Annotated in this window: 20 protein-coding genes; 16 read left to right on the top strand and 4 right to left on the bottom strand. The window is 48.0% G+C overall.

Features of this window, described 5'->3' with window-relative positions:
• Positions 1 to 233 precede the first annotated feature (233 nt).
• Positions 234 to 1,832, bottom strand: coding sequence for an NAD(P)/FAD-dependent oxidoreductase (locus METTU_RS01650; protein ID WP_006889560.1), 1,599 nt, complete (start codon positions 1,830 to 1,832; stop codon positions 234 to 236).
• 146 nt (positions 1,833 to 1,978) lie between these two features.
• Between METTU_RS01650 and METTU_RS01655 the strand changes: the two genes are divergently transcribed.
• Both METTU_RS01655 and METTU_RS01660 read left to right on the top strand, forming a co-directional pair.
• Positions 1,979 to 2,260: a DUF2905 domain-containing protein gene (locus tag METTU_RS01655; RefSeq protein ID WP_006889561.1), complete on the top strand. Its 282-nt coding sequence runs from the start codon at positions 1,979 to 1,981 to the stop codon at positions 2,258 to 2,260.
• Positions 2,261 to 2,303: 43 nt separating this feature from the next.
• Entirely contained in the window at positions 2,304 to 2,693 is a 390-nt protein-coding gene (locus tag METTU_RS01660; RefSeq protein WP_006889562.1) for a response regulator, read from the top strand.
• A gap of 160 nt (positions 2,694 to 2,853) precedes the next feature.
• Here METTU_RS01660 and METTU_RS01665 read toward each other — a convergent pair whose 3' ends face one another.
• Positions 2,854 to 4,188, bottom strand: a complete 1,335-nt coding sequence (locus METTU_RS01665; RefSeq protein WP_006889563.1) for a DEAD/DEAH box helicase — start codon at positions 4,186 to 4,188, stop codon at positions 2,854 to 2,856.
• A gap of 321 nt (positions 4,189 to 4,509) precedes the next feature.
• On the opposite strand from METTU_RS01665, the gene METTU_RS01670 reads away from it, so the two are divergent.
• Complete coding sequence (locus METTU_RS01670) at positions 4,510 to 5,058, top strand: rhomboid family intramembrane serine protease (RefSeq protein ID WP_367301499.1); 549 nt, start codon at positions 4,510 to 4,512, stop codon at positions 5,056 to 5,058.
• A gap of 402 nt (positions 5,059 to 5,460) precedes the next feature.
• Positions 5,461 to 5,787 (top strand): hypothetical protein, encoded by a 327-nt coding sequence (locus tag METTU_RS01680; protein ID WP_006889565.1) that lies wholly within the window; start codon positions 5,461 to 5,463, stop codon positions 5,785 to 5,787.
• Positions 5,788 to 5,849: 62 nt separating this feature from the next.
• On the opposite strand, the gene METTU_RS24215 is transcribed toward METTU_RS01680, so the two are convergent.
• On the bottom strand, positions 5,850 to 6,101 hold the full coding sequence (locus tag METTU_RS24215) for a hypothetical protein (protein WP_050897703.1): 252 nt from the start codon (positions 6,099 to 6,101) through the stop codon (positions 5,850 to 5,852).
• A gap of 320 nt (positions 6,102 to 6,421) precedes the next feature.
• Here METTU_RS24215 and METTU_RS01690 point away from each other — a divergent pair, with 320 nt between their 5' ends.
• The 7 genes from METTU_RS01690 (at position 6,422) to METTU_RS01715 (ending at position 14,863) form a co-directional block, all read left to right on the top strand.
• Positions 6,422 to 7,012: a LemA family protein gene (locus tag METTU_RS01690; RefSeq protein WP_027149795.1), complete on the top strand. Its 591-nt coding sequence runs from the start codon at positions 6,422 to 6,424 to the stop codon at positions 7,010 to 7,012.
• Between the two features lie 19 nt (positions 7,013 to 7,031).
• Positions 7,032 to 8,996, top strand: coding sequence for a M48 family metallopeptidase (locus METTU_RS01695; protein ID WP_006889567.1), 1,965 nt, complete (start codon positions 7,032 to 7,034; stop codon positions 8,994 to 8,996).
• 338 nt (positions 8,997 to 9,334) lie between these two features.
• Entirely contained in the window at positions 9,335 to 9,538 is a 204-nt protein-coding gene (locus METTU_RS22040; RefSeq protein ID WP_081466855.1) for a DUF2784 domain-containing protein, read from the top strand.
• Positions 9,539 to 9,683: 145 nt separating this feature from the next.
• Positions 9,684 to 10,832, top strand: a complete 1,149-nt coding sequence (locus METTU_RS01700; protein ID WP_006889568.1) for a tyrosine-type recombinase/integrase — start codon at positions 9,684 to 9,686, stop codon at positions 10,830 to 10,832.
• Positions 10,816 to 12,486, top strand: a complete 1,671-nt coding sequence (locus METTU_RS01705; protein ID WP_006889569.1) for a tyrosine-type recombinase/integrase — start codon at positions 10,816 to 10,818, stop codon at positions 12,484 to 12,486. The genes METTU_RS01700 and METTU_RS01705 overlap by 17 nt, the downstream gene beginning before the upstream one ends.
• Entirely contained in the window at positions 12,483 to 14,390 is a 1,908-nt protein-coding gene (locus METTU_RS01710) for a site-specific integrase (RefSeq protein ID WP_006889570.1), read from the top strand. The genes METTU_RS01705 and METTU_RS01710 overlap by 4 nt, the downstream gene beginning before the upstream one ends.
• A complete protein-coding gene (locus METTU_RS01715) occupies positions 14,387 to 14,863 on the top strand; it encodes a hypothetical protein (protein ID WP_006889571.1) in 477 nt (158 codons plus the stop codon). Before METTU_RS01710 ends, METTU_RS01715 begins: the two co-directional genes overlap by 4 nt.
• 29 nt (positions 14,864 to 14,892) lie before the next feature.
• Here the strand turns inward: METTU_RS01715 and METTU_RS01720 are convergent, their stop codons facing one another.
• Positions 14,893 to 16,038, bottom strand: a complete 1,146-nt coding sequence (locus tag METTU_RS01720) for a tyrosine-type recombinase/integrase (protein ID WP_006889572.1) — start codon at positions 16,036 to 16,038, stop codon at positions 14,893 to 14,895.
• Between the two features lie 580 nt (positions 16,039 to 16,618).
• On the opposite strand from METTU_RS01720, the gene upx reads away from it, so the two are divergent.
• From upx to METTU_RS01740, 5 genes are all read left to right on the top strand, one after another.
• The gene (upx, locus tag METTU_RS01725; RefSeq protein WP_006889573.1) at positions 16,619 to 20,416 is read left to right on the top strand and encodes an anti-phage protein Upx; all 3,798 of its coding nucleotides are present in this window, start codon (positions 16,619 to 16,621) and stop codon (positions 20,414 to 20,416) included.
• A 334-nt stretch (positions 20,417 to 20,750) separates the two neighbouring features.
• Positions 20,751 to 21,722 carry a hypothetical protein gene (locus METTU_RS01730; protein WP_006889574.1) on the top strand — a complete coding sequence of 324 codons (972 nt, stop codon included), beginning with the start codon at positions 20,751 to 20,753 and terminating at the stop codon, positions 21,720 to 21,722.
• A 446-nt stretch (positions 21,723 to 22,168) separates the two neighbouring features.
• The gene (locus tag METTU_RS01735; protein ID WP_217182750.1) at positions 22,169 to 23,797 is read left to right on the top strand and encodes a tetratricopeptide repeat protein; all 1,629 of its coding nucleotides are present in this window, start codon (positions 22,169 to 22,171) and stop codon (positions 23,795 to 23,797) included.
• Between the two features lie 455 nt (positions 23,798 to 24,252).
• Positions 24,253 to 24,465 carry a hypothetical protein gene (locus METTU_RS22045; protein WP_006889576.1) on the top strand — a complete coding sequence of 71 codons (213 nt, stop codon included), beginning with the start codon at positions 24,253 to 24,255 and terminating at the stop codon, positions 24,463 to 24,465.
• A 68-nt stretch (positions 24,466 to 24,533) separates the two neighbouring features.
• Complete coding sequence (locus tag METTU_RS01740; protein WP_006889577.1) at positions 24,534 to 25,136, top strand: hypothetical protein; 603 nt, start codon at positions 24,534 to 24,536, stop codon at positions 25,134 to 25,136.
• The last annotated feature ends 78 nt before the right edge of the window (positions 25,137 to 25,214 follow it).

Below are 25,214 nucleotides of genomic sequence, written 5' to 3' on the forward strand. Positions count from 1 at the left end.
TAGGCGCTTTAGGCGACGCATGGAGCAGTTGCCGACGACTGCATGGACAGATATTTGCTCCTCGGTAATTGCTCCTGCATTACTCTACCTCCTGTATCCATACAGTCGTGCAATATCTGCATTCACCACATCCATGTGGATTATGCAGGAGGTAGAGCAACGCAGGGAGCAGTTGCCGAGACACGAAGGGCACGAAGTTTTATTTCTTCGTGTCTCCGTGGTGACTGCTCTATTTATTGATTCATATCCAAAGCCAATGCCTCGGCGACTTTGATGCCATCCACAGCCGCAGAAAGAATCCCACCCGCATAGCCCGCTCCTTCTCCTGCCGGATATAGCCCTTTGATATTCATGCTTTGGTAATGCTCATTGCGTTTGATGCGAATAGGCGATGAGGTACGGGTTTCGACACCCGTCAATACCGCATCCTTCATCGCAAAGCCCTTTATCTTTTTATCAAAAGCGGGGATGGCTTCACGTATAGCAGCTATCGCGTAATCAGGCAAAGCCGAACTGAGGTCGCATAAATGAACGCCCGGCGTATACGAGGGGTGTACCGAACCCAGTGCCGAAGAGGGACGTTTGGCGAGAAAGTCGCCAACCAGTTGTCCCGGTGCCTCATAGGTTTCCCCTCCCAATTTAAATGCACCCGCTTCCAGGCGGCGTTGAAAATCGATGCCTGCCAACGGATGGCCGGGATAATCGTCAGGCGTAATGCCGACAACAATGCCGCTGTTGGCATTGCGCTCGTTACGCGAGTATTGGCTCATGCCATTGGTGACCACATGTCCCGGTTCAGAGGTAGCAGCTACCACGGTGCCGCCGGGACACATGCAAAAGCTGTACACAGAGCGCCCGTTGCTACAGTGATGTACCAGCTTGTAATCGGCAGCACCCAGTAACGGATGACCGGCATTGCTGCCAAACCGGCATGTGTCGATCAATGACTGCGGATGTTCTATGCGAAAGCCGATCGAAAAAGGCTTGGCTTCAATATAAACGCCCCGGTCATAAAGCATTTTAAAGGTGTCGCGCGCACTGTGTCCGACCGCCAGCAACACATGATCAGTGTTAATGGTTTCCCCGCTGGCGAGGGTCACGCCGCGAACCTGTCCGTTATCAATGATGATGTCGTCAACCCGGTTTTGGAAGCGGATTTCTCCGCCTAGCGATTCGATAGTCGCGCGTAGTTGTTCGACTACGGTGACTAACCTGAAGGTGCCGATATGAGGCTTGCTGACATGGAGAATTTCAGGTGGCGCACCGGCTTTGACAAATTCAGTCAGTACTTTGCGTCCGTAGTGATTCGGATCCTTGATTTGGGTGTGCAATTTACCGTCAGAAAAAGTACCGGCGCCGCCTTCGCCAAACTGCACATTGGATTCAGGGTTAAACACGCCCTTGCGCCAAAGGCCGAAAGTGTCTTTGGTGCGTTCCCGTACCTCTTTTCCCCGCTCCAGAATGATCGGTCGAAACCCCATTTGCGCCAAGATCAAGCCGGCAAAAAGCCCGCAAGGCCCGGTGCCTATGATGACGGGGCGTTGCACCGGGTCTTTTGATGCTTGGGTTACAAAGCGATAAGTGCAGTCCGGCGTTAAAGAGATGTGCGGGTCGTCTTGCAAGCGGTTAAGAATGGTCTGTTCGTTCGTGGTTTCAACATCAAGGGTGTAAACAAGCAAGATCGCATTGCGTTTTCGCGCATCAAAACCTTGTCGGAATATTGTATAAGTGATGAGTTCTTCTGTGTTGATGCCAAGTCGATCGAGTATGGCGGTTTTGAGCATGTTTTCCGGGTGATCGAGGGGGAGTTTAAGTTCAGTGATTCTCAACATGTAATGTATTCCGATAGGTTCCTGTTACAGAACCGACTGTTTTGCTGGTGGCAGTGTAAAATAATGTTTATTATTTTACCTTAATGAGGCTTTTCTTGTTAGCTGGACATAATGATGGTGAATTTACGTTAAAGTGAGGGCTGCAAATGACACTCGGAAAGTTATTGACGGCAATTGGCGTTATTTTGGTGGTTATCGGGCTTGTTGTTAGTTATGCGCCCTGGTTGATTAGCTGGTTTGGCAGATTGCCCGGCGATATACGTATTGAGAATGAGCAACGGTTTGTGTTTATCCCGATTACCTCCATGCTTATTGTCAGTATTATTTTAACGCTAATTGTGAATCTTTTTTTCGTAAATAGTGAACTACTTAGCATTATTTTTACATTCTATTTGTCGGGCACCCCGAGTTCTTGTAGAATGTTTTAATTAAGTACTGCAGTGCTCATAATAAGTGTAATTTGGAACAAGAATGGAAATATCACAAGAATTGCTACAGAAAAAAATTCTGATTGTAGATGATGCAGCGTCAATGCGGACACTAACCAAAGCCATTCTGCGAGAGGCCGGATTTACCCACGTTTTTGATGCGCCGGGTGGAGAGGAAGCAATGTTAATGATGAGGAAGGTAAAGATTAATATTGTGGTGTGTGACTGGAACATGCCGGGAATGAGTGGACTCGATTTGTTTAAGGCTGTAAAAAACGATGCTAAATTAGAAACCCCGCCTTGGATCATGCTGACGTCTTCATCGGAAGGGGATAAGGTGAAGGAAGCCATTATGGCGGGCATAACATCTTATATTGTGAAGCCGTTTAAGCCGGATAACTTGGTCAAACAAGTCGTAGGCAAACTTTCTTAAAGCTTTCGCTCCTCGGCAATTGCTCCTGCATTGCTCTACCTCCTGCATCCATGCAGTCGTGCTCACGCCCCTTACCTACATCCCTATAGATGATACTTTAGAACCGGTTGCCAAAAACAAAAAGCCCCATTCGCAACAGTAGATTGCGAATGGGGCTTTTTTATGGCTGATTTACTTCTATGGTTGGCTTAACTGTCGGCACACGCCTTTTACCGACATTCTTCTTGTCCCTGTCCCTGATTTTGACTTTTTCGACGGCAGCTTTTTTAGGTTCTATTTTCTTTTTGCCGCCCGTTGCCTTTCCGGAGGCTTTAAGTTTTTTAGGGCCTTTATACTTACCCTCCAATTCTTTGATATTGCGGTGTTTGAATTTCTGTTTCAAAAAGCGTTCAATACCGGACATTAAGTTCCATTCGGTATGCTTTACCAGCGCAATCGTCAGGCCCAGTTCATCGACCCGGCCTGTCCGGCCTATGCGATGGATATAATTGATGCCGTTTCTCGGCACATCAAAATTAATGACCAGATTGATGCCTTTGATGTCCAGGCCGCGAGCGGCAAGGTCGGTGGCCAGCATGATCTTGACTTCGCCTTCGCGAAATAATTCCATCATCCGGTTGCGGTCTTTTTGATCCATTTCTCCATGCAGCACACCAACGCGGAGCTTTTGTCCCCGTAACGGCCCGCGAAGAGCATCCGCCTGAATCCTGCTGTTGGTAAACACCAGCGCCTTGTCATAAGTCTCATTTTGCAACAGCCAGATCAGCAGTTTTAGTTTGTGATCATTGTCGTCGGCCAGCACAATTTGCTGCTCGATGTTACGGTGTCCGTCATGCAGCGTATTTAAGGCAACGACTTCATGGTTTTTTAGCACCCTGTCAGCCATTTTGATGACGCCGAAATGAGTCAAGGTGGCTGAAAACAGCAAGGTTTGTCGTTGTGTGTTGCAGCTATTGGCGATGGTCAGCACGTCTTCGCTAAAGCCCATATCAAGCATGCGATCGGCTTCATCCAGTATCAACACTTCCAGGTTGCTAAAGTCCGGAATCTCTTGCTCCATCAGTTCCAATACTCTGCCTGGAGTCGCAATAACAATTTCCGTGTTTCTGCGGAGCATGTTTTGCTGCAGCCTAAAATCATCGCCACCGGTAATCAGGCCTGTTTTCAGGTCGGTAAATTCGGTCAGTTGTTGGCAGTGCTTAAAAATCTGCTGAGCCAATTCCCGGGTCGGAGTCAGTATCAAGGCCCGCACACCGGATTTTCCGGAGGGCAGGGTTAACAGATGATGCAGTGCAGGTAGCAAGAATGCGGCGGTTTTTCCGCTGCCTGTCTCGGCGCTAACCAGCAGGTCTTTGTGTTCCAGAGCAAGTGGAATCGACTGTAGTTGCACGGGTGTAGGCTGTTCAAAGCCGAGCTTTTTAACGGCCGACAGCAGTTGTTCATCTAGCGACAGGCTTGAAAATGATGGGGTTTTGTCTATTGAATTAGAGTGCATGAATCTTTAAGTAGTTGCTAAAGTGCAAGGATGATGGGAACCAATCTTTGCGGGTATTATAGACTTTTTGCGGTCAGGGTTATGATTAAATAACTATTCATTGCAAATCGGTTTTTTAGCTTTTAAGCTAGATTAAAAGCAGGGATAACATCCCCGCGTCTACATAGATCAGGAAAAACCATGATACCAATTAGAGATACAGCGCCCTGCCATTCAAGGCCTTTAGTCACGTGGGGGATAATGGCGATTTGTATTGTTGTTTTTGTGACGATGAAATTGATGCCCGATCCGTTAAGTTTGCGGCTCCTTAACCTTTACGGCATGGTGCCTATTCGCTATACCAATCCATATTATGGGTTGCCTTTCGATGGCTATTTATCTTTTCTGACCAGCCTGTTTCTGCACGGAAACTGGCCGCACCTGATCATGAACATGTGGTTTTTATGGATATTCGGCGATAACGTAGAAGATAGAATGGGCCGCTTGCCATTTTTGGTTTTTTATTTGGCATGCGGTCTTTTGGCTACTTTTTTGCAATGGTTGTTCGATCCAAACCTTGCCATTCCCGTTGTCGGCGCATCAGGCGCTATAGCCGGTGTATTGGCGGCTTATTTTTTTCTATATCCGCTTGAACGCGTTGTGGTGTGGATTCCTATACTATTTTTACCTATAGTCATTCATGTCCCGGCGGTTGCTTTTTTAGGGTTGTGGGTTTTGATTCAATTACACAGTGCGACAACGGCAATGCTATTTGGCGGTGTTGCTGTCGATGTGGCCTGGTGGGCGCATTTAGGCGGCTTTATTGCCGGCTCTGTTTTATATCGGTTGTTTCTTCGTAAAGACCCAGCCGAAAAAAATGAATTATTTTGACGGTGTTAAGGTATAATTTGCCGCCGCTGAAAATCTTGGAAGCGGAGCACCGCGTAGCGAAGATTTTTAGTCCGCAGAAGCGATAGCGCATGTGTTTTCACGAAGCGCTTTTTGCGTAGTGAAAATGCAGGCTTTCCGACATCGCGTCGAGTCATTGCGAGAATGATGTTGGATACCCCTTGCTGGGTATCCAACGAATGAAGCAGGACGGCTGGGGCCGCCGGAGGCATTGGCTGCCGCGTAATTTTTGCCGCTTGCTTGGGCTGGGATGCCCAAAACAAGCTTTCGCAAAAATAGCGGCACTTTCATTCAAAAAGCGGTTTTATTGACAACACACTAGGGTCGGGAGTCATTTTCTGGCTAAAAAGACCCCTTAAGTTCTATCAGGAAATTGAAAGTAATATGAAAAAAGTTAACGTTGCGTTGGTCAGGCTACTTCAGTTTGTAGTTTTTGTGGTGTCCGTATTCATGGTAATAGTCTATTTTGGCGCCATGGTTTTATTGCCTTTGGATGCCGTTGTATTGCTGATAAAGCTGATGGGAGTTGTCGGGCTTAACGGTTTTATCGCAGCCTTTATCGCCATCCCTGTTGTTGGTTATTTAGGTTTGATGGTTTACAAAACACCAGGGCTTTGCAAAATGGTGGTCGATGCGGGTGTTGACCTGATTAAGACAGGTAAAACCAGAGTAGAGGCATTTAATGAAATTGCCGATGCGATAAAAGCTTAGTTTTTTCGATTATCCGCATTCAAAAAGGTGTGTCGGTTCCGGCACGCCTTTTTTTATGCCTGTTACTTTTTCGAACACCCTCTCCGCAAGGCCCAATAAAAAATCAACATCCCTAACGCGGCAGCCAAGTGTTTTAGCGAGTGCCCGCTGAGCAAGCCAAAAGCGCTGTAAAGCCGGGCATCGAACAGCTCCATGAGTTTTGAGGCCGCATAAGCGCCGATGACGCCCCAAATATACTCGTCGTTATTCAACGTCGAGTCAAACAGCCACAAAATCAGCGGTATCAGCACAACCGGTAAGAATTGCACCAGCATGTAAGCGCGCAAATCGCCGTGGCCGTCTAATTCCGTCGCATACCCATGATGCCGATAATGACAAACGGTAAATTGGACAGCACATTGAAAAAATTGGCTATATTGAAGAGGCTGCGCCGGTCGGCGAAGTGATGGTAATCCGGCTGCTGGGCAATGGGAGCGATGCTGAAAACGGCGATAATTGCGACAACAGTGATCGCCAGTATAATTTTCAGGCGGTTATCGGCAAGCGTAAATTAGAGAGAGTGGAAAAACAAAAGACAGATATTAATCGCTCTTGTATGATTAGGATACACCTTGTTATTTCATGGAGTACCCTTATGCCTATCCTGCTTGCATTAATCGGTTTCATCATCCTTGTCGCGTTGTTTTTTATCGGCATTTACAACCGGCTCGTCAACTTACGCAACGGCGTTAAAAATGCTTTTTCCCAGATAGATGTTCAACTGACTCGGCGCTACGACCTGATACCGAATCTGGTTGAAGCCGTTAAAGGGTATATGAAGCACGAGAGGGAAACGCTGGATGCCGTTATCAGCGCGCGAAATGCAGCGGTAACCGGGCTTAAGGCTGCAGGGGCAAATCCTTCCGATCCAGAAGCGATCAGGCAGTTGGCAAGCGCTGAGGCTACGCTTCAGGGCAGTTTGGGCAAAATGTTTGCCTTGGCCGAGGCTTATCCCGATCTCAAGGCCAATCAGAACATGATGCAATTTCAGGAAGAGCTGGCTTCTACCGAAAACAAAGTGGCTTTTGCCCGTCAGGCGTTTAATGACGCGGTTATGACTTACAACAACGGCCGGGAGAATTTCCCCAACAATATCCTGGCTGGCATGTTTAATTTTAATCCCGCCGAGCACCTGGAAATAGAGGCCCCGGAAAAACGGCAGGTACCGAAAGTTTCTTTTACTTAAAACCGCTTCGGTGAAGCAGATGAATTTCTTTCAAAGCCAGGATGATGCCCGCCGCAAGACCCGCTCCCTGATTCTGATGTTCATGCTGGCCGTGATTGCGATCGTTGCGGCGGTTAATCTGGTGATAACGGCATTGATCATTAATGTGGGTGATGACGCGGAAGCTGCGACACTGCCCGATTTCAACTGGATCATGAACAACTTGCCGTTGGTGGCGAGTATCTCACTGGTCACTATCGGCTTTATCAGCCTGTCCAGCCTTTACAAGATTGCGTCATTGAGCTCGGGCGGCGGCAAAGTTGCCCGCAGCCTGGGCGGTACGCTGATTACCGCAGAGAGCAAAGATCCGCTACGCCGCCGTTTGTATAACGTCGTTGAAGAAATGGCGATTGCTTCGGGTATTCCGATGCCGGAAGTTTACGTGCTGGAGCAGGAGTCGGCGATTAACGCTTTTGCGGCAGGATTTACCACCGGCGATGCCGCGGTGACCGTCACTCGCGGCACGCTGGAAACGCTTACCCGAGACGAACTGCAAGGCGTAATCGGCCACGAGTTCAGTCATATCCTCAACGGCGATATGCGCCTGAACACGCGGCTGATGGGCTTTTTGTTCGGTATTCTGGTCATCGGCCTGATCGGCAGAGCGGTGTTGAACAGCGCCCGTTACGGCAATATCCGTTCCGACAATTCCCGTCGTGACGGTGCGGCCGCTATTTATCTGGCCGGTTTAGGGCTGTTTTTGATCGGCTATATCGGTGTTTTTTTCGGCCAGTTGATCAAAGCGGCGGTATCACGGCAGCGTGAATTTCTGGCCGATGCTTCAGCGGTACAATTTACCCGGCAGACCCAAGGTATTGCGGGGGCGTTAAAAAAAATAGCCGCCGCTCAGCAAGGCTCGGAACTCCAGAGAGTAGATGCTGAAGAAGTCAGCCACATGCTGTTTGCCACCGGCGCATCATTCAGTTCATTGCTGGCTACGCATCCGCCTTTGGTTCAGCGCATCAAGGCCTTGGAGCCGAATTTTGAGGAGTCGGAAATAGACCGGCTTGCCGGGCAAATGCTTGGACAAACTCAAAACGGTTCGGAAGCTATTGAGGGAAGTTCATCAACAGCCGGTTTTGCGCCGCAACACTTTGTTGTAACACCGGCGACAGTGACCGAAACGGTAGGCATGCCCGATGAAGGACACATACAGCTTGCCTCGACCCTTCGCCAGTTGATACCCGAAAATCTTTATCGCGCCGCCCATTCCGGCACTGATGCCTTGCCATTAGTCTTGGCGTTGCTGCTGGATGCAAACGAAGCCGTGCGCCGAATCCAATTAGATTTGATTGCCGAACAATTGGGCGGAACGACGGTGATGGCCGCTGAAACACTGCAATTGGAAATACAAAAGTCGGGCCCGGAATTTCGCCTACCCTTATTGCAAATCGCCTTTCCCCTCATTAAAAACCGGCCGCTGGAGCAGCTTGAACGCATAGCCGACTTGGTACAGCGATTGATCGAGGTTGATGGCGTTGTCGATACGTTTGAGTTCGCCTTGTCCCGCGTGTTAAAAACCCATTTGAATGATGCAGCTCACCCGCAACGCCGGCATGGCAATCTTCGTTTGACGCAGTTGCCGGAAGCTGTCGGCGCGTTGTTTTCGGTCATGGCAAAACAAGGCCATGCTGAAGCCGATGCCGCCTACCAAAAAGGCATGGAATGTCTGGGACGCCATGAGCAGCGTATAAAAATGTTGATCGATACAAAACAATGGCCGGATTATGAGCCACCCCAGGATTGGGTGTCTGCCACCGATGCTGCGTTGAATCAGCTGGACGGACTACAAGTGCTAGACAAACAAGCCCTGGTTTCCGCGCTGGTGTTGACACTATCTCATGACGGCAAAGTCAGTCCTCATGAAGCGGAACTGCTAAGAGCAATATGCGCAACCCTGCATTGTCCGTTGCCGCCGTTTGTTTTCGATGCCAATGGCATCTAGATTATTTGTGGTATATTCTCAATAAAGCTGTACGGGTTGTCTAAAAGCTCAGTTAAACCGGCGCTTAGACAAAATAATAAAAAAATCAATTTAAGGCGGTAAACAAATATGTCAGCAATAATTTATATTCTAACGGTTCTCTATGTAGTTTATGTCGTCTATACCGTAGTAACCGATCATGAAAAAGACACATGATTGGCGTTGTTATCTTCTTGATAACTTGAAGAATAACAGGTTGGAATTCGCAAATTTACCAACCGTGGGCGGTAAACTTAAGGGGGCCAATATGCCCTCTCAAGCCATCTCACTGCTCCTGATCAGGTAACTAGCGAAATTAAATGATCTACCGATTCTTAGCCGACTCCGTTCTTGTTCTCCATCTCCTGTTTATCGGTTTCGTCATTTTTGGTGGGCTGCTTGTGCTTCGCTCTCCCTGGATCGCGCTGGCTCATATACCGGCGGCCTGCTGGGGTGCATTCATTGAATTGACTGGAGGGCTGTGTCCGCTTACGGTGATAAGCGACCCAGTATGTGTTGCTTGACTATTTAATTGTATTATATATAGTTACACAACTTGTACATATTGGCGCTGTAAATTTCCACGGTAAGACTTAAAGTGATTTCGCGTAGAACATCTACATCTGTATTTTGGTTATGGGTCATCCTTAGATTTAATAGCTAATACGGATGAGACTCTTCCTGACTGACAACACTTTCAAGGTTCATGGGCAAGTCTATACAGGTGTCCCATTTTTGGTGGACGATGAAATGGCGTTGGTCAATGCTCCCAACGATTACTTGTTCTACGTGTCTGTGGTCAGGGGGCGAACGGCCTCAGCGAAGACCTGGCAAACTTACGGGAATCATCTCTATGAGTTCTTTGGCTTCCTGGAATCAAATGATCTGCGTTGGGACAACGTTAATCAGACACATTTCGCAGCATGGAGAGATTCTATGCTGACGCGTGGGTGCGTTCGATCAACGGTAAATCAGCGTCTCAGCGCAGTTTCCAATTTCTATCGTTGGGCGCTAAGGGATGGGTTAACACATAACCTGCCATTCCAAACGCAAGAAGTCTGGATTGCCAAGCCAGCGGGGTTTCTTGCGCACGTAGATGCTAAGGGAAATAGATTCCAAGCCAACGAACTGACGCTACGAACGGCAAAAGGATTGCCTCGATTCCTGCTTACCGAGCAGGCCAAGCAATTTGTTGCGACCCTATCGCCTTGGCGTAACCGCCTGATGGCCTATCTCATGTGGCTTTGCGGACTTCGCCGTGAGGAAGTGACTGCGCTGAATATGAGGGTGCTTCCTAATCCATCAGGACATGCGCCGGGTAAGGGTCTTCGCATGATGTTGGATGCGAAAATCACACCAACCAAGGGCAGTAAAACAAGATGGGTTCTGGTTCCTTACGACTTGGTTGTGCAGTTATGGGACTACATGGTTTTTGAACGCCCCAGACTAACGAAATTGTATCAAAATAAACACGGAAAGGATGAGACTGACCTGCTGTTCCTGACCGAATATGGCAATCCGATCAGTCTGGAAGGAATGAACAACACATTCCGCAAAGCGTCGGAGAAATCCGGCGTGAAATGCACGCCCCACATGCTAAGGCACACCTTCGGCACCTACGAGTTTTTACGGATGTCCGAACACAAAAGCTCAGATGGCGCACTGCACTGGGTACGGGATCGTATGGGGCACAGCAGCAGCAGCATCACCGAGGTCTATATCCACGCGGCCGATTTAGTCAGCCATGATGAAATCGACGGCTATCAGGCCGAGATTTGCGAACTGCTCAAGGGTGATGTTAATGGCTATTCGTCGTAACCGCATTGATCGAACCGTCAGCCTGACGGTCAGTGATGATAATCGAGTGGTCGACATACCCCCTGAGTGGACCTTCACGATTCGCTGCTCCAAGAACGGAGTGGAGTACCCTTTTGATTTCAACCGTTACCAATCCAGTGGGCGCGAGCCATTGGCCATTCAGATGCGTGACGCTATCTGGTCCATGCGGCGAGAACTTACAGGCAAGTCGCTTACCAGCTATGTGAATAGTGGCATTCTCCCTTTCTGGCGGTTTCTGGACGATCTTGAGGCCTTCGGCGAACTTGTTTCTCGGCTAGACCAGATTGATCGCCGCCTGATGCTGCGATTCATTTCCTGGATGGAAAAGCAGATCGTGGTGGTCGGAAAGAACAAGGGGAAACCATGGTCTCTTGCGAGCCAGCGTAGCGCCTATTACAACATGAAAGCAATTCTGGTCAATCGTCAGCGATTCGTTCCTTCGCTGGTCGGGCCGAATTTGACCTTCCAGAAAAACCCATATCCAAATTCCAATCGTAAGATACCCCGACGCGAGGAATACTCTGCATCGGAGCAGGGGCGATTGCTGGCCGCATGTCGCGCTGATCTTGCCCTGTTTCAGGGGAACGAGGCTGTTTTGCCGAGCCACCAAGTACTTACTGTTCATGCGCTTATCACCGTGCTTCTGTGCGGGATCAACATGACACCTCTTTTGGAGATGACCCGTGACGGTTTGCGCCCCTTTTTACCGGATCGCGATTTACTGATTTTTACCAAGCGCCGGGGATATACGACGCATGCATTATCGCTGCCAAGGCAAGAGCGAGACAATGATGAGGCTAAAGTCATTCCCCGCACAGCAGGAGATTACCTACGACAGTTACAGCGATACACCGAGAAGTTTGTTATGGAAGCAGAAGCCAATGACAGGAATTGTTTGTTCCTCTGCCGCTTGCGCGAGGACAGCTACACCGACCGACGCGGCAGCGTGGTGCGCTTTGATGTGGTGCAGGCAAGGAATGCGATCAAGCGATTCGTCGAGCGGCATGAACTCCGAAATGATCGTGGCGATCCGCTAAAACTCAGCCTGTCTCATCTTCGTCCTACATTCGCAATGAATCTCTACCGGCGCACCCGTGATGTACGCAAAGTGCAGAAGGCTCTCGGGCACGCCAGTCCAGTGCTGACAGTCCAAAGGTATCTACCCCCAGTGATGCCAGAGGTCGAACGCAACCATGCCTTTGTCGGTCAAGCGATGGTTGGATGGGCGACGAGCAAAGATCCAACCCACGCCGTAAAACTAGCGGCGGATGGGAAAATTCCGCTTCAGAATGCCACGGAGATTTTGGCTGGTGGCTATAACACGGCGGTTGCCCGTTGCCAAAACCCATTTCGTGAAGGTGACAGCGTATGCGGTAAATATCTCTCTTGTTTCAAATGCCCCAGTATGATCGTCTTCGAGGACGATCTGTACCGCCTATTCAGTTTCTACTACAGGTTGCTGATCGAACGCCCAAAAATCCCACCTCACCAATGGATGAAAACCTACGGCTGGGTTGTAAAAACGATTGATGAGCAGATCGTTGTCCAGTTCGACACGCCCGTTGTTGCTGATGCCAGAAAACGAGCCATTGATTCCCCTCATCCTGCATGGGCGTACGGAGGATCATTGTGACCGTCTCCAACATATCACTTCGGCCTATTCGGGAACTCCAGTTCCATGAAAAGGCACAACTTCCGGTATCTCTTGTTCGTGGAGACGATGGGCAAGAAATCATTGTCTCTCGCTATGCGGACGATATTTGGGACTTTTGGCCCTATATTCCCCAGGGCAATCGCAAGCTCAGCAGTAAGTCCATAGATTGGCACGTTAATCTTGAGCATGGAACAAAATTAACCGATCCCGAGCATGCGGCCTTGCTTGCTGGCGCCAAGGACTTTATCTGGTCGCTATTCAATGAACCCATAGAGGGGCGTCAACGCCCCTTTATGGGCACTATCGTCGGACATTTCATATCGCTCATTCCTTTACTTCGTTGGATGGTGACTCGTAACATTAGGCACTTTCGTGATCTCCGAGGAAAAGCTATCGAATATGTCTCAGTGGCACGGATTAGCGAAAAAACCGGTAAGCCGGTTGCCACAGGCTGGCATGCAAGGCGTTTGATGACACTGGAAGACATCTATCTTCAGCGTGAAAAGCTGGCTGACGCACTTGATGAGCATCCATGGCCGGACGAATCCGCATCAGCCCTGGCAGGTGAGACCTTCAAGGGTCGCTCCACGAAAACACCTCGAATTCCCGAACAAACTGTTCGCCATCTGGCGAGAATCGCCGTGGACTACGTGGATCAGCAGGCAACTCGGCTGCTTGATGCCAGAGACACCATAGCGCATGAGGTGAATGGCGCCAGCGGTTACCTCGCAACGAATATCCGCATTCCCCTAGCGCGGGATTTAGGGTTCGACGGCTCTCGAGACTTTAGCAACGAACTGGCTTTGCTGCGCGATGCCTGCTACATCGTGATAGCCATGTTTTCCGGCATCAGAGACTCAGAAACCCTTTCCCTTAATCATAGCTGCATTAGCCATTCCACAACGGATGACGGTATCGACCTGACGTGGCTGCACGGCACCATCTACAAGACAGGCCAGAGAGCCCACAAATGGCTGGTTCCTCCTGTCGTTGAAGCTGCTGTCCGCGTCATGGAACGTTACAGGCTGCCATTTGCATCCGAAATTGAGCGGCAGATTGCGGAGTTTGAACGACGAGTTGCCATGACCATCCCACATTCCCACGCTCACAAGATGTTGGTGAAGTGTCTTCAAATCGCTCGGCGCGACAGAAACAGCCTTTTTCTAGGCACCACTCCTCACAGAGGACACACCACAAACGTGGTCAGTGGCGCTCTAATCAATCGCAGGCTCAAGCACTTTTGCGAACACTTTGGAATTCTTGGTGAGAACGGGAAGCCATGGTTGCTATGTACTCATCAGTTTCGTCGAACCTATGCCTACTTTGTGGCATCCGCCGAACTGGGCGATTTGCATTATCTGCGTGAGCACTTCGGGCATTGGTCTATCGACATGACTCTCCTTTATGCGGACGGCGCAACAGATGAATTCAACACCGATAGTGACCTACTGCTAGAAATTCTACGTTCCAAAGCTGAAAAGCAGGAAGACGTATTCAGGAATTATCTGCTGACTGATTTACCTCTTGCGAATGGCGATATCATGCTGTCAGACCTGCGGCGCACTATTAAGACAGCAAGAAATAAAGACGAACTGATCAAGCAGGTCTCCGATGGCGTCACCCTTAACGGAACCGGTCATAGCTGGTGCATCGGCAATGCCAAGGGAACCGGATGCGGCGGCCTCTGCGTATTCGAGGCTGATATGTGTGTAGATTGTTCCTACGGAATGATAGGCCCTGAGCATCTATCGGTTTGGAAGGAGATCTCTAGGCAGCAACAAGAAGCGCTGGCGATGCCAGACATGGGTATCTCAGGGAAAGCCCGTTCCGAGCGAATCCTCGCTAAAGCCAATAATGTAATTGCCAAGTTGGAGGCAACATGACTCATAATGCTGGCAATGCAGATGCCCTTAGGTCGCACAAAGCAGAGTCGCTAAAGAAGACCCGTCATGAGCTTGAATTGGCAGTGCGCCGCATCATCAATGAGAATCCCAAGCGTGTTAAGAAAGGAACTTCCCTGTCACCCGCCAGCGTTGCCAAGGAAGCCGACGTGGAGCGATCCACACTCTATCGCTACCACGAGCCGGTACTAACTGAGATACGCCGGATGAACGATGCGACTCCACAGAAGAAGCTTCGCGAGAAACATTCAGAGTTGGCCGACGCGAACGTTAAAGCGAAAGAATACAGGATAATGCTGGAAGAAGAGCAGGCGAATCTAGCTCAGATGGCTCGGCAGAATTATGCGTTAAACCTACGCATAAAAGAAATGGAAGGCATGTTACGAGACCGCGATTTGTTGATCGCTGAATTACAGAGAGGCAATCTAAAAGTGATTCCTGTAGGCAAGAAGTAGAACAACAGGGGCGTTCAGCCCCTGTTGTATCACTCGCAGTTGGCGAGCGGGTCTAGTCTCAGTATTTTCGATTCATCGAGGGTTTCGAGGTAGTTGTCCGGCGGAGGAATGGTTTTTCCTTGTCGCATCATGGTGAGAATCTTGCGCAGCAGCGCATCCTGCGCGCTCTGTACCGCAGAATTAATGCATGGACCGATGACATGAAGCTGATCAAAATCCGGGAACGTCACTTTTATGCCAGCATCATCTTTGTCGATATATGCCGGATAGGGAACAAGGTGACTCAGCACTGCCGCCTTCCCTTTGTTTGTTCCTGCATCAAGTTTATGAACAAGACGCTGAGTGCGCAAGTGCGTGTACCGCTTCAGCATAGCAAGGCTCTTGTGCCCGCTGATAGCGGCAACTTCCATGAGGTCGAACACGCCACGCTCTACCAAGCGCGAAATCGCTTCATGCCGTAAGTCATGAAAATGAAGATCGTTAATGAGTAGATTTCTGATCATGCTTCTCCAGCTACTCTTCAGCCCGTTGCTGGTGTAGCTGAATACTCTCCCTGATGACTTTACGCCCTGACCAGTAAGAATGTCCCTGGCTGCCATCGTCAATGGTACATCTCGCTTCGACCCGCTTTTCGTATCAGAAAGGTGTGCGATTCTTGCTTTCAGGTTGATATGCTCCCAGCGCAGGGAAAGGATTTCTCCCTGACGCATGGCGGTTTCCAAGGCGAGCTGGAAAATAGCCAGCATCGCTTTTGTTCCTTGCTTGTTGCAGTATCGTAGAATCATACGTTCTTCCCGAGCCGTGAGCCGCCGGTCACGACCGGGCGACAGCTTGGGCTTGCGGATGTTCGCCACGGGGTTGTCGTCACAGATACCCCATTCAATCTTCCCGATGCGAAACATGTCCGATAGCAGGGCGAGATCGAGGCGCACCGTGGCCGATGCGAGACGATTCCCAGTTCTTGGATTTATCTCGGAGAGTCGCTGATCACGAAAACTGGCAACGTCAACAGACGTGATTGATCGAACGGGCAAATCGGCTATTGGGTAACGGCAATAAAGGGCGATGCGGTACTTTTCCTGAGTATGCCCCTTCTTGTAGATGCTAACGCGATCCTGGTACATAATTAGGGCGTCGCGCAGTGTGATAATTTTGTTTGTATTATTTGTATTCATAAGTATATTGAAAATGCCTAAAATGTAACAGTTTGCATTTGAAAACGGTCATGCTCGCATTTAACGCAATTTCCGGCTCGAATTAATTGCTGCAAATGAAAGAGCGGCTTGTTCCGGTTGCCTTCACTCACCATACATGCAGGCAATCGGCCGAGGCTGTTGACAATCAGCGTCCGTTTTTACCAGTAAACAGGGTCATGATTGACCATGTAAAATTATTATCACTTTGTCTTTTAATTGCAAAATGGTTTTCAATTTTTGAAACTATTAAGCGCCGTTTTTCCAGCCATGAAAAACAAGCGTACGCATTAAAAACAATAAGATAGTGATTAACAGCTGGCAAACTTTGACGCTCTTTTCCAAATGACTGGTTTTGGAGGTATTGACAGGCTGGTATCGACCCAACTGCGGCATTCGAGAAAGAACGAACTCGACCCTTAGCTGTCTTAAGGTGATGTGCTTTAATGACCGCTGTTTGGTCTATTGCGGTAATTCGCTTTTACCTGATACCGGACTGTTTTCAAAATTGCATCCGCTATATTCGCACCACCAACTAAAAGATCAATGAGAAAAAATTCTAATGTCACATGATGATGCGAATATCGACTGGAAAACACTTAAGTTATTTTTTGATGAGCAAACGCGATGGGCTTCACTATCTGTAACTATCCAGGAGATTGCAGACGATAACAAATCGCTTGTTCGCGATCTATCCGTCTACGACCCTAGCATTACCATCCCTCTTCTAGCAGGCCTTCTGACGCTCCCAGAATACCAATCGCAATGTATCCGGCTTGAGACACTGGTTACATTGGCCGTGATTTTCTGTAAAGGTCGAAAGAAACCGAAGATTGATAATGCAGTGCGCTGGTTTTTCCAAATTGGAAGATCCCGATGCGCAGTGGGTGAAGACCCGGCGGAAGACGTCTTTGTATCACTCGTAACTGACCGCAACGGAAACTATCGTCTCATTGAAGGCGTCTGGGAAGCAGCTGGCTTCTACACGCAACGTGTTTTGGAAGTTGTTTCAACAATGCCTGATGCTGGAGAATTCAGGCGGATCAAAAAAAGCTTCCTCGCACTTCTCATGATTTCTGAAATGGTTTGTCAAAAAGCTGAATTACACCGGTATACACTTGGATCGGATGAGCGGCACTCGGCACTTTCTCTTCGCAAACTTCCAGGACGGAATGCTCTAATCTCACGGGTTACTATCTCATTTGAGGAACTGAATGAGAGAGGAATCACTAAAGCCGATATTACACCATTCCTTTTTGATCATCATATGCAAGATAGCCTAGTCGAACAGCAAATTGGCTGTAGCGACTTGGATCGCCACCCACTAATTCTCCGTTCAGAGACACATATCTCTGTCGCCTTGCCCTCAGCACTGTCTGTCGCGGCTAGGGACTTTGCAATAACGCACATTATTGAAGGTGGTCTGGTTGATGGTTTCAACAGTGTTCTTGCAAAGAATTACACTGCACTACTCTCAAATACTCCGATACTCGGCGGTCCAACGCACGCGCCCGTTTTCTGGAAAGAATTGAAACCGCATCGCTTATCGACATTCACATTTGAGGTTGATCGAGGTTATTTCATTTCCTACCACTTGTTTCTGGCTTCTGTGGAAACGCATGCTGATGGCGGTTTTAAGACTGCGTATGAAGATAAAGGCGCACTGACAGATGCGTTGCAGGAATCAATCAGTTGCGCGATAGATCAATTTTCTCAACGCCCCGAATTTAAGGAAGGCTTGATAGTCTTGGTCGGCTGCGGTTGGGGAAAAGGTTATGTTACACAAGAAATCGAGGTGAATCATCCCAAATGGCGTTTCGAAAGCATGTCCGCAGCCGACCTCGTTCGCCTGAGTTGGCTTGGTGATATGAATCCTAGCTATTTCTGGCGTATTCAAGATGGACTTAAGGCTGTGACGAAGAGTGGAGTGCGTATTGTCAACCCGAACGGCATACTGAACCTTATCGGCTGGGTGCGTAGCAATGACGGACACTTCGTGCCGCACGCCCAGCTCTTAGACGAGGAGGTTTCGCCCGAGCAGCCTTTGATGCTCAATCTTCCTATTAACCTTCTTCGAGGGGTGCGAGCTGAGGCCGATCTTGGCTATGATCGCCATTGCGCAGTCGATAATACCGGTGTCTGGCACGATGTTCAGCATTTAGGACCTAACCCATTTTTTACCAGCGAGAGTGCTCGCCGTCTTTATGCATCAATGGATGACGCGCTGCATGGGATGCTCACGTCTGTTTATGAAGGTAAGTTCCAGCTATGGCTTTCACTTGAAACGCCGAATATCTCCGATAGAGAAATAGCCTTCCGGTTATGGGAGATGGCAAACGAATGGTTGCATCGCATCGGCAGCAAGCTCGATAGATACGCTGGGCATCAGACAAAGACAACAAATATAAAAGTGCATGTAGAGTTTCAAGATATTGATCCGCCTAAGGAGCCTGGACAAAAACCCAAGGCCGATGACCTTAGTCAGTTCTGCATTGTTAACGAGCACGATGAGCCGAACGCCATTAAGGCTGTCTTCAAAGCCGGTTTTTTAAACGGTTTTGGCATTGCAGAGAATGTCGCAGAGCGACTATTTGTCCTCAATGTTTCGCGTGCCTTCTTGCACCTTCTAAACGCGACAGATATTGAAGGAGAAGCCGAAGAGATTACAAGGAATGTCGTTCAAAATCAGGAAGCCCGTAGTTTCCATGTTATCCATGCTCACCACTTTATTGACTATGTGCATGATACGCTAACGGAAAAGCTTGTTTTCATAGACGAGATTGACGACGCTGCGGCGAAAATTGGTCTGGGTTGGCGTGTCTGTGATCGAGTGCAGGGCAACAAAATTGAAGGACGAGAAGCCTGTACCAACTTTCTCGAAAAGGTTGTCGATGCTTTGATAGCGGATATCTGCGAAATACTTGTTTCCTTCGAGCGTATTTCGACACTAAATCGGCTAGTAGCCAACAGTGAAAAAGCCAGCGTGGAAGCAGATCAGTGGAAGCGAACATCAGCGGCAATAATCGGGCTACATGGCCAAGTTGATACCACTATTCAGAGATACGTGAAAGAGACATCGAAGTTTGCCGGCGCTGGCATTGCGAGCCGCGTATTGATTGAGATGGCCGTGTGCGTATGCCCTCTCAACAATGGAACACAGCTATCGGACATCGAATTGAGCAAATTGATTGCGCGGGCTTCCTTGCTTGTTCGCATCGGAGGCCTCTCTGATGCGATCCACTACAACGCGCTACCACCTGAACTTACAATTTCCTCTCTTGGCGATGTATTGTTCCGGGATGATTTTGGGGATCTGGTTGTTCAGCCAATGTTGTCGCGCGTGCTAGGTGAGAAATTCATCGCCAACGCCCCTTTGCAAAAAAAGAATTACGATGAACCGGTGTTTACTTCTACAAGTAAAGGCCAAATCGACGAGGAATTCTGGTGCGTATGGAAAGGCGAGATGGGCTTTGACTTGGATGAGGCCCGCAACATAATTGATTCCTTAGAGAACAAAGGCGTCACCGATCATTCCGCAATCTATAGTATTTCCCAAAGCGAATATTTCTCTTTGGTTTGCTCAGACCAAGTTTCAGGAGATGTTGCCGCAAAGTTCCTTGAGCAATTTTCGCTTAAAACTCGTCACCGCTGGGATAAACCATCGAAAGGCTTTGTGATGAAGGACATCTATCCGTGGCGGTTCGGCAGAAGATTGTCATTTGTAACTCGTCCGATTCTGAAAGTAGACGGAAGCGATGATCCCCTATTGCTTATTGCCCCTGCTGCACTTCGAAAGGGTTTTGCTTATGTCGTTGATGGAACTCATAGTGGCCGCTTTGACCAGTCCTTTTTTCAGTCCGACGAAATGAAAAACTCTTGGTGGGGTAAAGCAAGCGAAGGTCATAGCTTCAATGCAGAGGTTGCGCAACGTTTATTGGATGCTGGTTGGCAGATTTGGGAAAATATTGAAATTCCAGAAATCCTCAATCAAAGGGCAGAACAGGACTTCGGAGATGTCGATGTCCTTGCCTGGAGGACGGATCGACAAGACGTTTTGGTAATTGAATGTAAAGATCTGTCGTTGGCTCGAAACTATTCAGAGATTGCGGCGTTGCTTTCCAGTTTTCAAGGTACAGATGTTGATGGAAAGCCTGATAGTTTAAAAAAACACCTGATCCGCGTTTCTATTCTTGAACGAAATATTGAAAGACTTCAACGATTCACAGGCATTCACGAACCAAATATCATTTCGTGCCTTGTTTGTAGTGGAGTGGTGCCGATGCAGTACTCAAAAATTGAAACTTTATCTAAGACGCATGTTGGCTCGGTCGACGATCTCCTTGTACTCTATAGTTGTTAATCTGTGGATGATATTAAACTGCTGTGGCTTCGAATCATTGAAAATGAGGTTATACAAGTTTACTTATATGACTGCTTTAGGGAAGGTGCGGACGCAAGTGCCTTGGTTAACGGCGGACCGTTTTTGGCCGATTGCCGCTATTCACGACAGGCAGGACTCGACCCAAAGCGGACATAGGTAAATTCAAGTGCTAACACTGAAATAGGTGCAAAGCGGCCGTACAATTTCGGCTGTTGTTGGGTAGCAAGACCTGACTCTGGATGTTTGGTTGCTTGCTTGTTAACGTGAGGTGTATGAAAATAGCCCAACGGGTTTACATTCAAAATAGTCAACAATGAACTTAGACAATTTGTTTAATCTTTCCGAGTATATGAACAACCGATTGGCGGGTACAGCTATAGATTCAGAAGAACGCGCCCACATCGAAAATTTCATGCTTGATGAACGTCCGCCGCAAAAAGGCATTGATTTATATTCAAAGCGATTAAAGAGCAATTCCATAACAAGCTTAGATAATTGGATTGATAGGCATAGAAACTTCACCGCTGAAGAAATCAATTTAGGTATAACGGAAGCAGAGCAACCGTGGACTTTTCGCGCTGACAATGACACTAATCGTTTACGCAATATTGAACCGAATCTTTATTTGATTCGCGTTGAAGATGTTAACTGGCTTTGTGACTCTATCGGCATCTCTAGTTCCGATTTAAAAATGCACATTGAAGCATTTAAAACAGGTGACGCGAAAGCGTGCGATTTTCTCAATGGTGTAGTCAAAGGTTGGAATGCTACACGCGATAAACGTCCGGTGTTTGCCACTACCGAATTAGAAGTGGACGACATTATTAGCGATAGTTCAGCCGATTGGGCGGAACAATTGCGTGACCGTTTGGGGCTGGGGCATTATTCGCCGCTTGCTGGTCATCCGAATGAAATTGTCTTAATGCGCTACACTGTACAGGAAGTTTTAGATAGTTTGGCTGGTGAAGGCTATCCTGCTATTCCTACTGTCTTAGACAGCAATATGAGTCCTTACTTTTTCCCCAGTCCGATTCCAAAGCATAATAACCCCTATTATGGACATACGGTGAATCTTGCATACACTGAGGATGACAATGATTACAGCATGGGTGCGGAACTGTTGCATCCGCGTATTGATTACAAGCCCGAACATTTTTTCAAAATGGGCGTGATTGCCCGTCCGTTTAAAATGCTTTTAGAACGCGCTCGGCAGTTTCATTTGCCTTGGCTGCAAGTACATAGTCAACGCGATGATTTTGGCGCACATCTTTGGGATGATAAATGATGAATACCACAGTAAGTGCAGGCGTACAACGTTGGCAACAACGCTTTAAAGAAGACGCGCTGATTGCTTTAGATGCTGCTTTAGTCGGACGCATGAGCTTGGGGCAATACGACCGCGCTCGTCCGGCCGAAGCCTTGGTGCAAATGCTGTTGCCAACCGATCTTCCGCTTGCCGATACCGCTATGCAAACTTGGCTGAAACAGCATTTGTCCAAGCCAATGCCCGACGATTTAAGCCCTAAACGTTATGCCGACGCCTTAGTCGAAGCCTTCCGCACCATTCATTTATTGCCGCTGCCCAACACGAGCAACTGGTGCATGGAACGCCCTGCGGAATTACGCGCTTGGTTGCGGAATTTTACCTTAGACAGCAGCCGCGACCCCGAAGCCGCTTTGCTGGTCATGTTAGCGCACGGGCAAAACGACCGGCGTTTGTTGTTCACTTGGATGGATGTGATTCGTCGTGGTCGCCCTGTTGAACACGTTCGCCATGCCTTATTAGGTTTACGCAAAATGCCCGCCGATGATAACGGCGTGGTAGAACGCGGTTTGCCCAAAGCTTTATTGCGCGGTTTGTTGGATTATGGCGAAACTTTAGTAAAAGCAGGCGATAAAAAAGGCAAGCCGTGGCTGGAAGAAGTGGATTTTCTTGCCGCTGTTTATCCGATGAGTCCAGAAAAATGGGGAAGGTGTTTTCGTGACGTTTTGCAAGCACGGGATGTGTCGAAAGATGTGCATAACTGGCTGGATAGTCGTTTTCGTGTCACTGTCAATAAGCAAGACAAAACACCCGCAAAAGGTTTTATTGAACCGCCTCATGGAAAAAATGATTTAGAACCTTTATTGCTCAGAATGCAAAAAGATTTTGCAGGCACGCGCTCGGCTTTAATCGCTTTGTTTGATAAACACCGCCGTTATGCTCAAGACAGCGGCGATAGTTATTATTTAGTGCGTAGTTTTTGCAGTGCAGGTGAAAAATTATTAAAACACGACCCGCAGTGGGCGCGGGAATTAGCCCACGAAGCAGTTCGCTGGGAACCAAGCAATCATCACAGTTGGTCGTTATTAGCCCGTGCATTAGAAGCCGAAGGCGATTGGCGGCGTGCTGAAGCGGTGTATTGGAATGCACGGCGACGCTTTCCGCATGATGTTCAACGTCATAATCAATTAGGTCACGCTTTGCTGTTACACGGTCAAGAAGAATTAGGTGAAACTGTATTTCGTCAAGCGACTCAGTTATTTCCAAATGACCCTTTTGCTTGGTCTGAATTAGGACATAGTTTGCGCGTCACAGGACGTTATGAATCAGCAGTAGCCGTGTATAAAGAAGCGCAACAAATGGGCTTTAATCGTAACCCTATTATTGCCAATGCTTTAACAGATACCTTGCTTGATTTGAATGATGTAGTGAGGGCAGAAACTGCTTTGCAATGGGCAGAACAAATCATGCCTGATGATGACAGAAACCAACGAATGTTGTCACAAATTCAACGGCGGTTTAGCCAAGCAAAAAACGGTACGCCCATGCCGTCTAAAAAATTACTTCCACCGAAAGAAACAATAAGCGGCAATCTTCGCGACTTAGCCGACATTACCGGTACGGATTTAAGCCATGCCGTACCGCTTGGCAAAGCTCGTTTATTGCGTTGGCAAGGCGCGGACGGTTTAGCCAAAGCGCGGACGGAATTAAACGCATTGCATGACGGCAGTGCTAAATTGATTGAAGAAGGTTTAATAGTCAGTGCAGAACAAGGCTGGCAAGCCGCGTTTGAGTATTTTGATAATTGTTGGGAAAACTATGCAGGCGACGGTGCATTGCGGGTACACCGCTTACGCGCACAACATCGCGCAGGTGAAACCGTAGACTGGTCACGAGAAAGAACTCAATATCCCGATTTATTGCCTGTGATTTATACCGAAGAAAATAACCGTCCACCGAATTATCAGTTTCATTTACCTGAATCTGAATTAAGCGAAGAACAAAAACAGCAATTGTGGTTTAGTGGTTTAGTAGATAACGAATCTTTGCGCGATTGGGTTGAAGAAGATTTTTTAACTGCCAGACAAGTGGCATAACTCAGTTTGCCATCAAGCTCATAAAGCAAATTAAGCCAGATTAAGCCGCCAGCTGTAACTCTTGTTTTACTATCGGGTGCCGGATCATAACAAAGTAGGAGCCAGATCTTGCAATCAAGCATCTACTGTTAAACTGACAGACAGGTATCTATCTAATTGCTGTCACTGGTGGTAGAAGCACGGTCGTCCGCAATTGGCCGAACTGCGGCATTCGTGACAGGCCGGACTCGACCCAAATCGGCCTTTTACTGTAAATATCTGATTGGCGGGTTAGTGCTGCATAACTGACTGTCGTCAAGATAAAAAGAAACTGTATATCATCCGATACGGAAAGCTATATAGTTTGCATTCTGAGGAAATTTGCAAAGTTTATTGCTTAGAGTGTGTCGATCAGTATGATATACAGGAACTATATAATTGTTTGTTAGGCTTTTAAAAACTCAGGAGATTGAAATATGGCAACAATGACAGATTGCACTCTAAACGGTGCGGTAGTTGATATAGATGCTGCAATTGATATGAAAGATACGGCTGATTCAACCCCAGATTTCCGCTGCAATGAATGTAATCAACCAGTTCGTCCTCATCGTTCAGGAGGTCATGTCTCAGCTCATTTTGAACATCTTGAGCGCAACCCTAATTGTTCACAAAGCCATGTTGCAAGCTAAGTTTATCCATTGTTAGCCTAACCCTGCGGCCAAGCGGGACGCTAGACATTTCAAACCAAGGAGTCGAAATGGCACTTTCATTAGGCAATCTTCTCGAAAACTTAGATCGCCGCATTGATTGCGATACTTTGGACGAGTTTCGAGATCACCTAGAAACATCAATAAGGCGTAGAGAAAAATCTCTCGAAAGTGAGTATTCATCTCTCACCGTTGAGAAATTTGAAGACCCCCGCGATATTAATGGCTACAGAATGCATCTCGAAGACCAGATGTACTTTGCAGGCGAGGTAAGAAATCTTGGCAATGAGTTATGTATAGTTGCGCTATACAAGCAAATCGAGTTGCACACGAAACGTGTTGCGAAAAGAACATTCCCAACACTCAATGAACGAGAGCTATTCAACATCGTCTCTTTGAATGCGGCCCTTCCATTTGATATCGAAGTACTTCCTCAATTCACAGCACTTGACGAGCTACGTTTGATCAACAATGCGATCAAGCACGAGGGGCTCGTTTCACCAGATTTAGCAAAGAAATTTCCAGCTTGGATAGCGGGGGAGGAATTAAAGGGTCTGGATAAGTGCTATGAGCGACTACTGCCTCTCGTGCAGGATTACTTAAAAGCGTTTGTGTCTATAGCATATGCCAATTCAACAAAGTTCAAGATCTAATCTTACGGTCAAGACGGACTGCGCGAATAAGACCTCGCGCAGCCCCTTACCTCAACGTTATGCGTAAAAGGAAGGCCG

Origin of the sequence: Methylobacter tundripaludum SV96, assembly GCF_000190755.2 — a bacterium.
GTDB lineage: Bacteria > Pseudomonadota > Gammaproteobacteria > Methylococcales > Methylomonadaceae > Methylobacter_A > Methylobacter_A tundripaludum.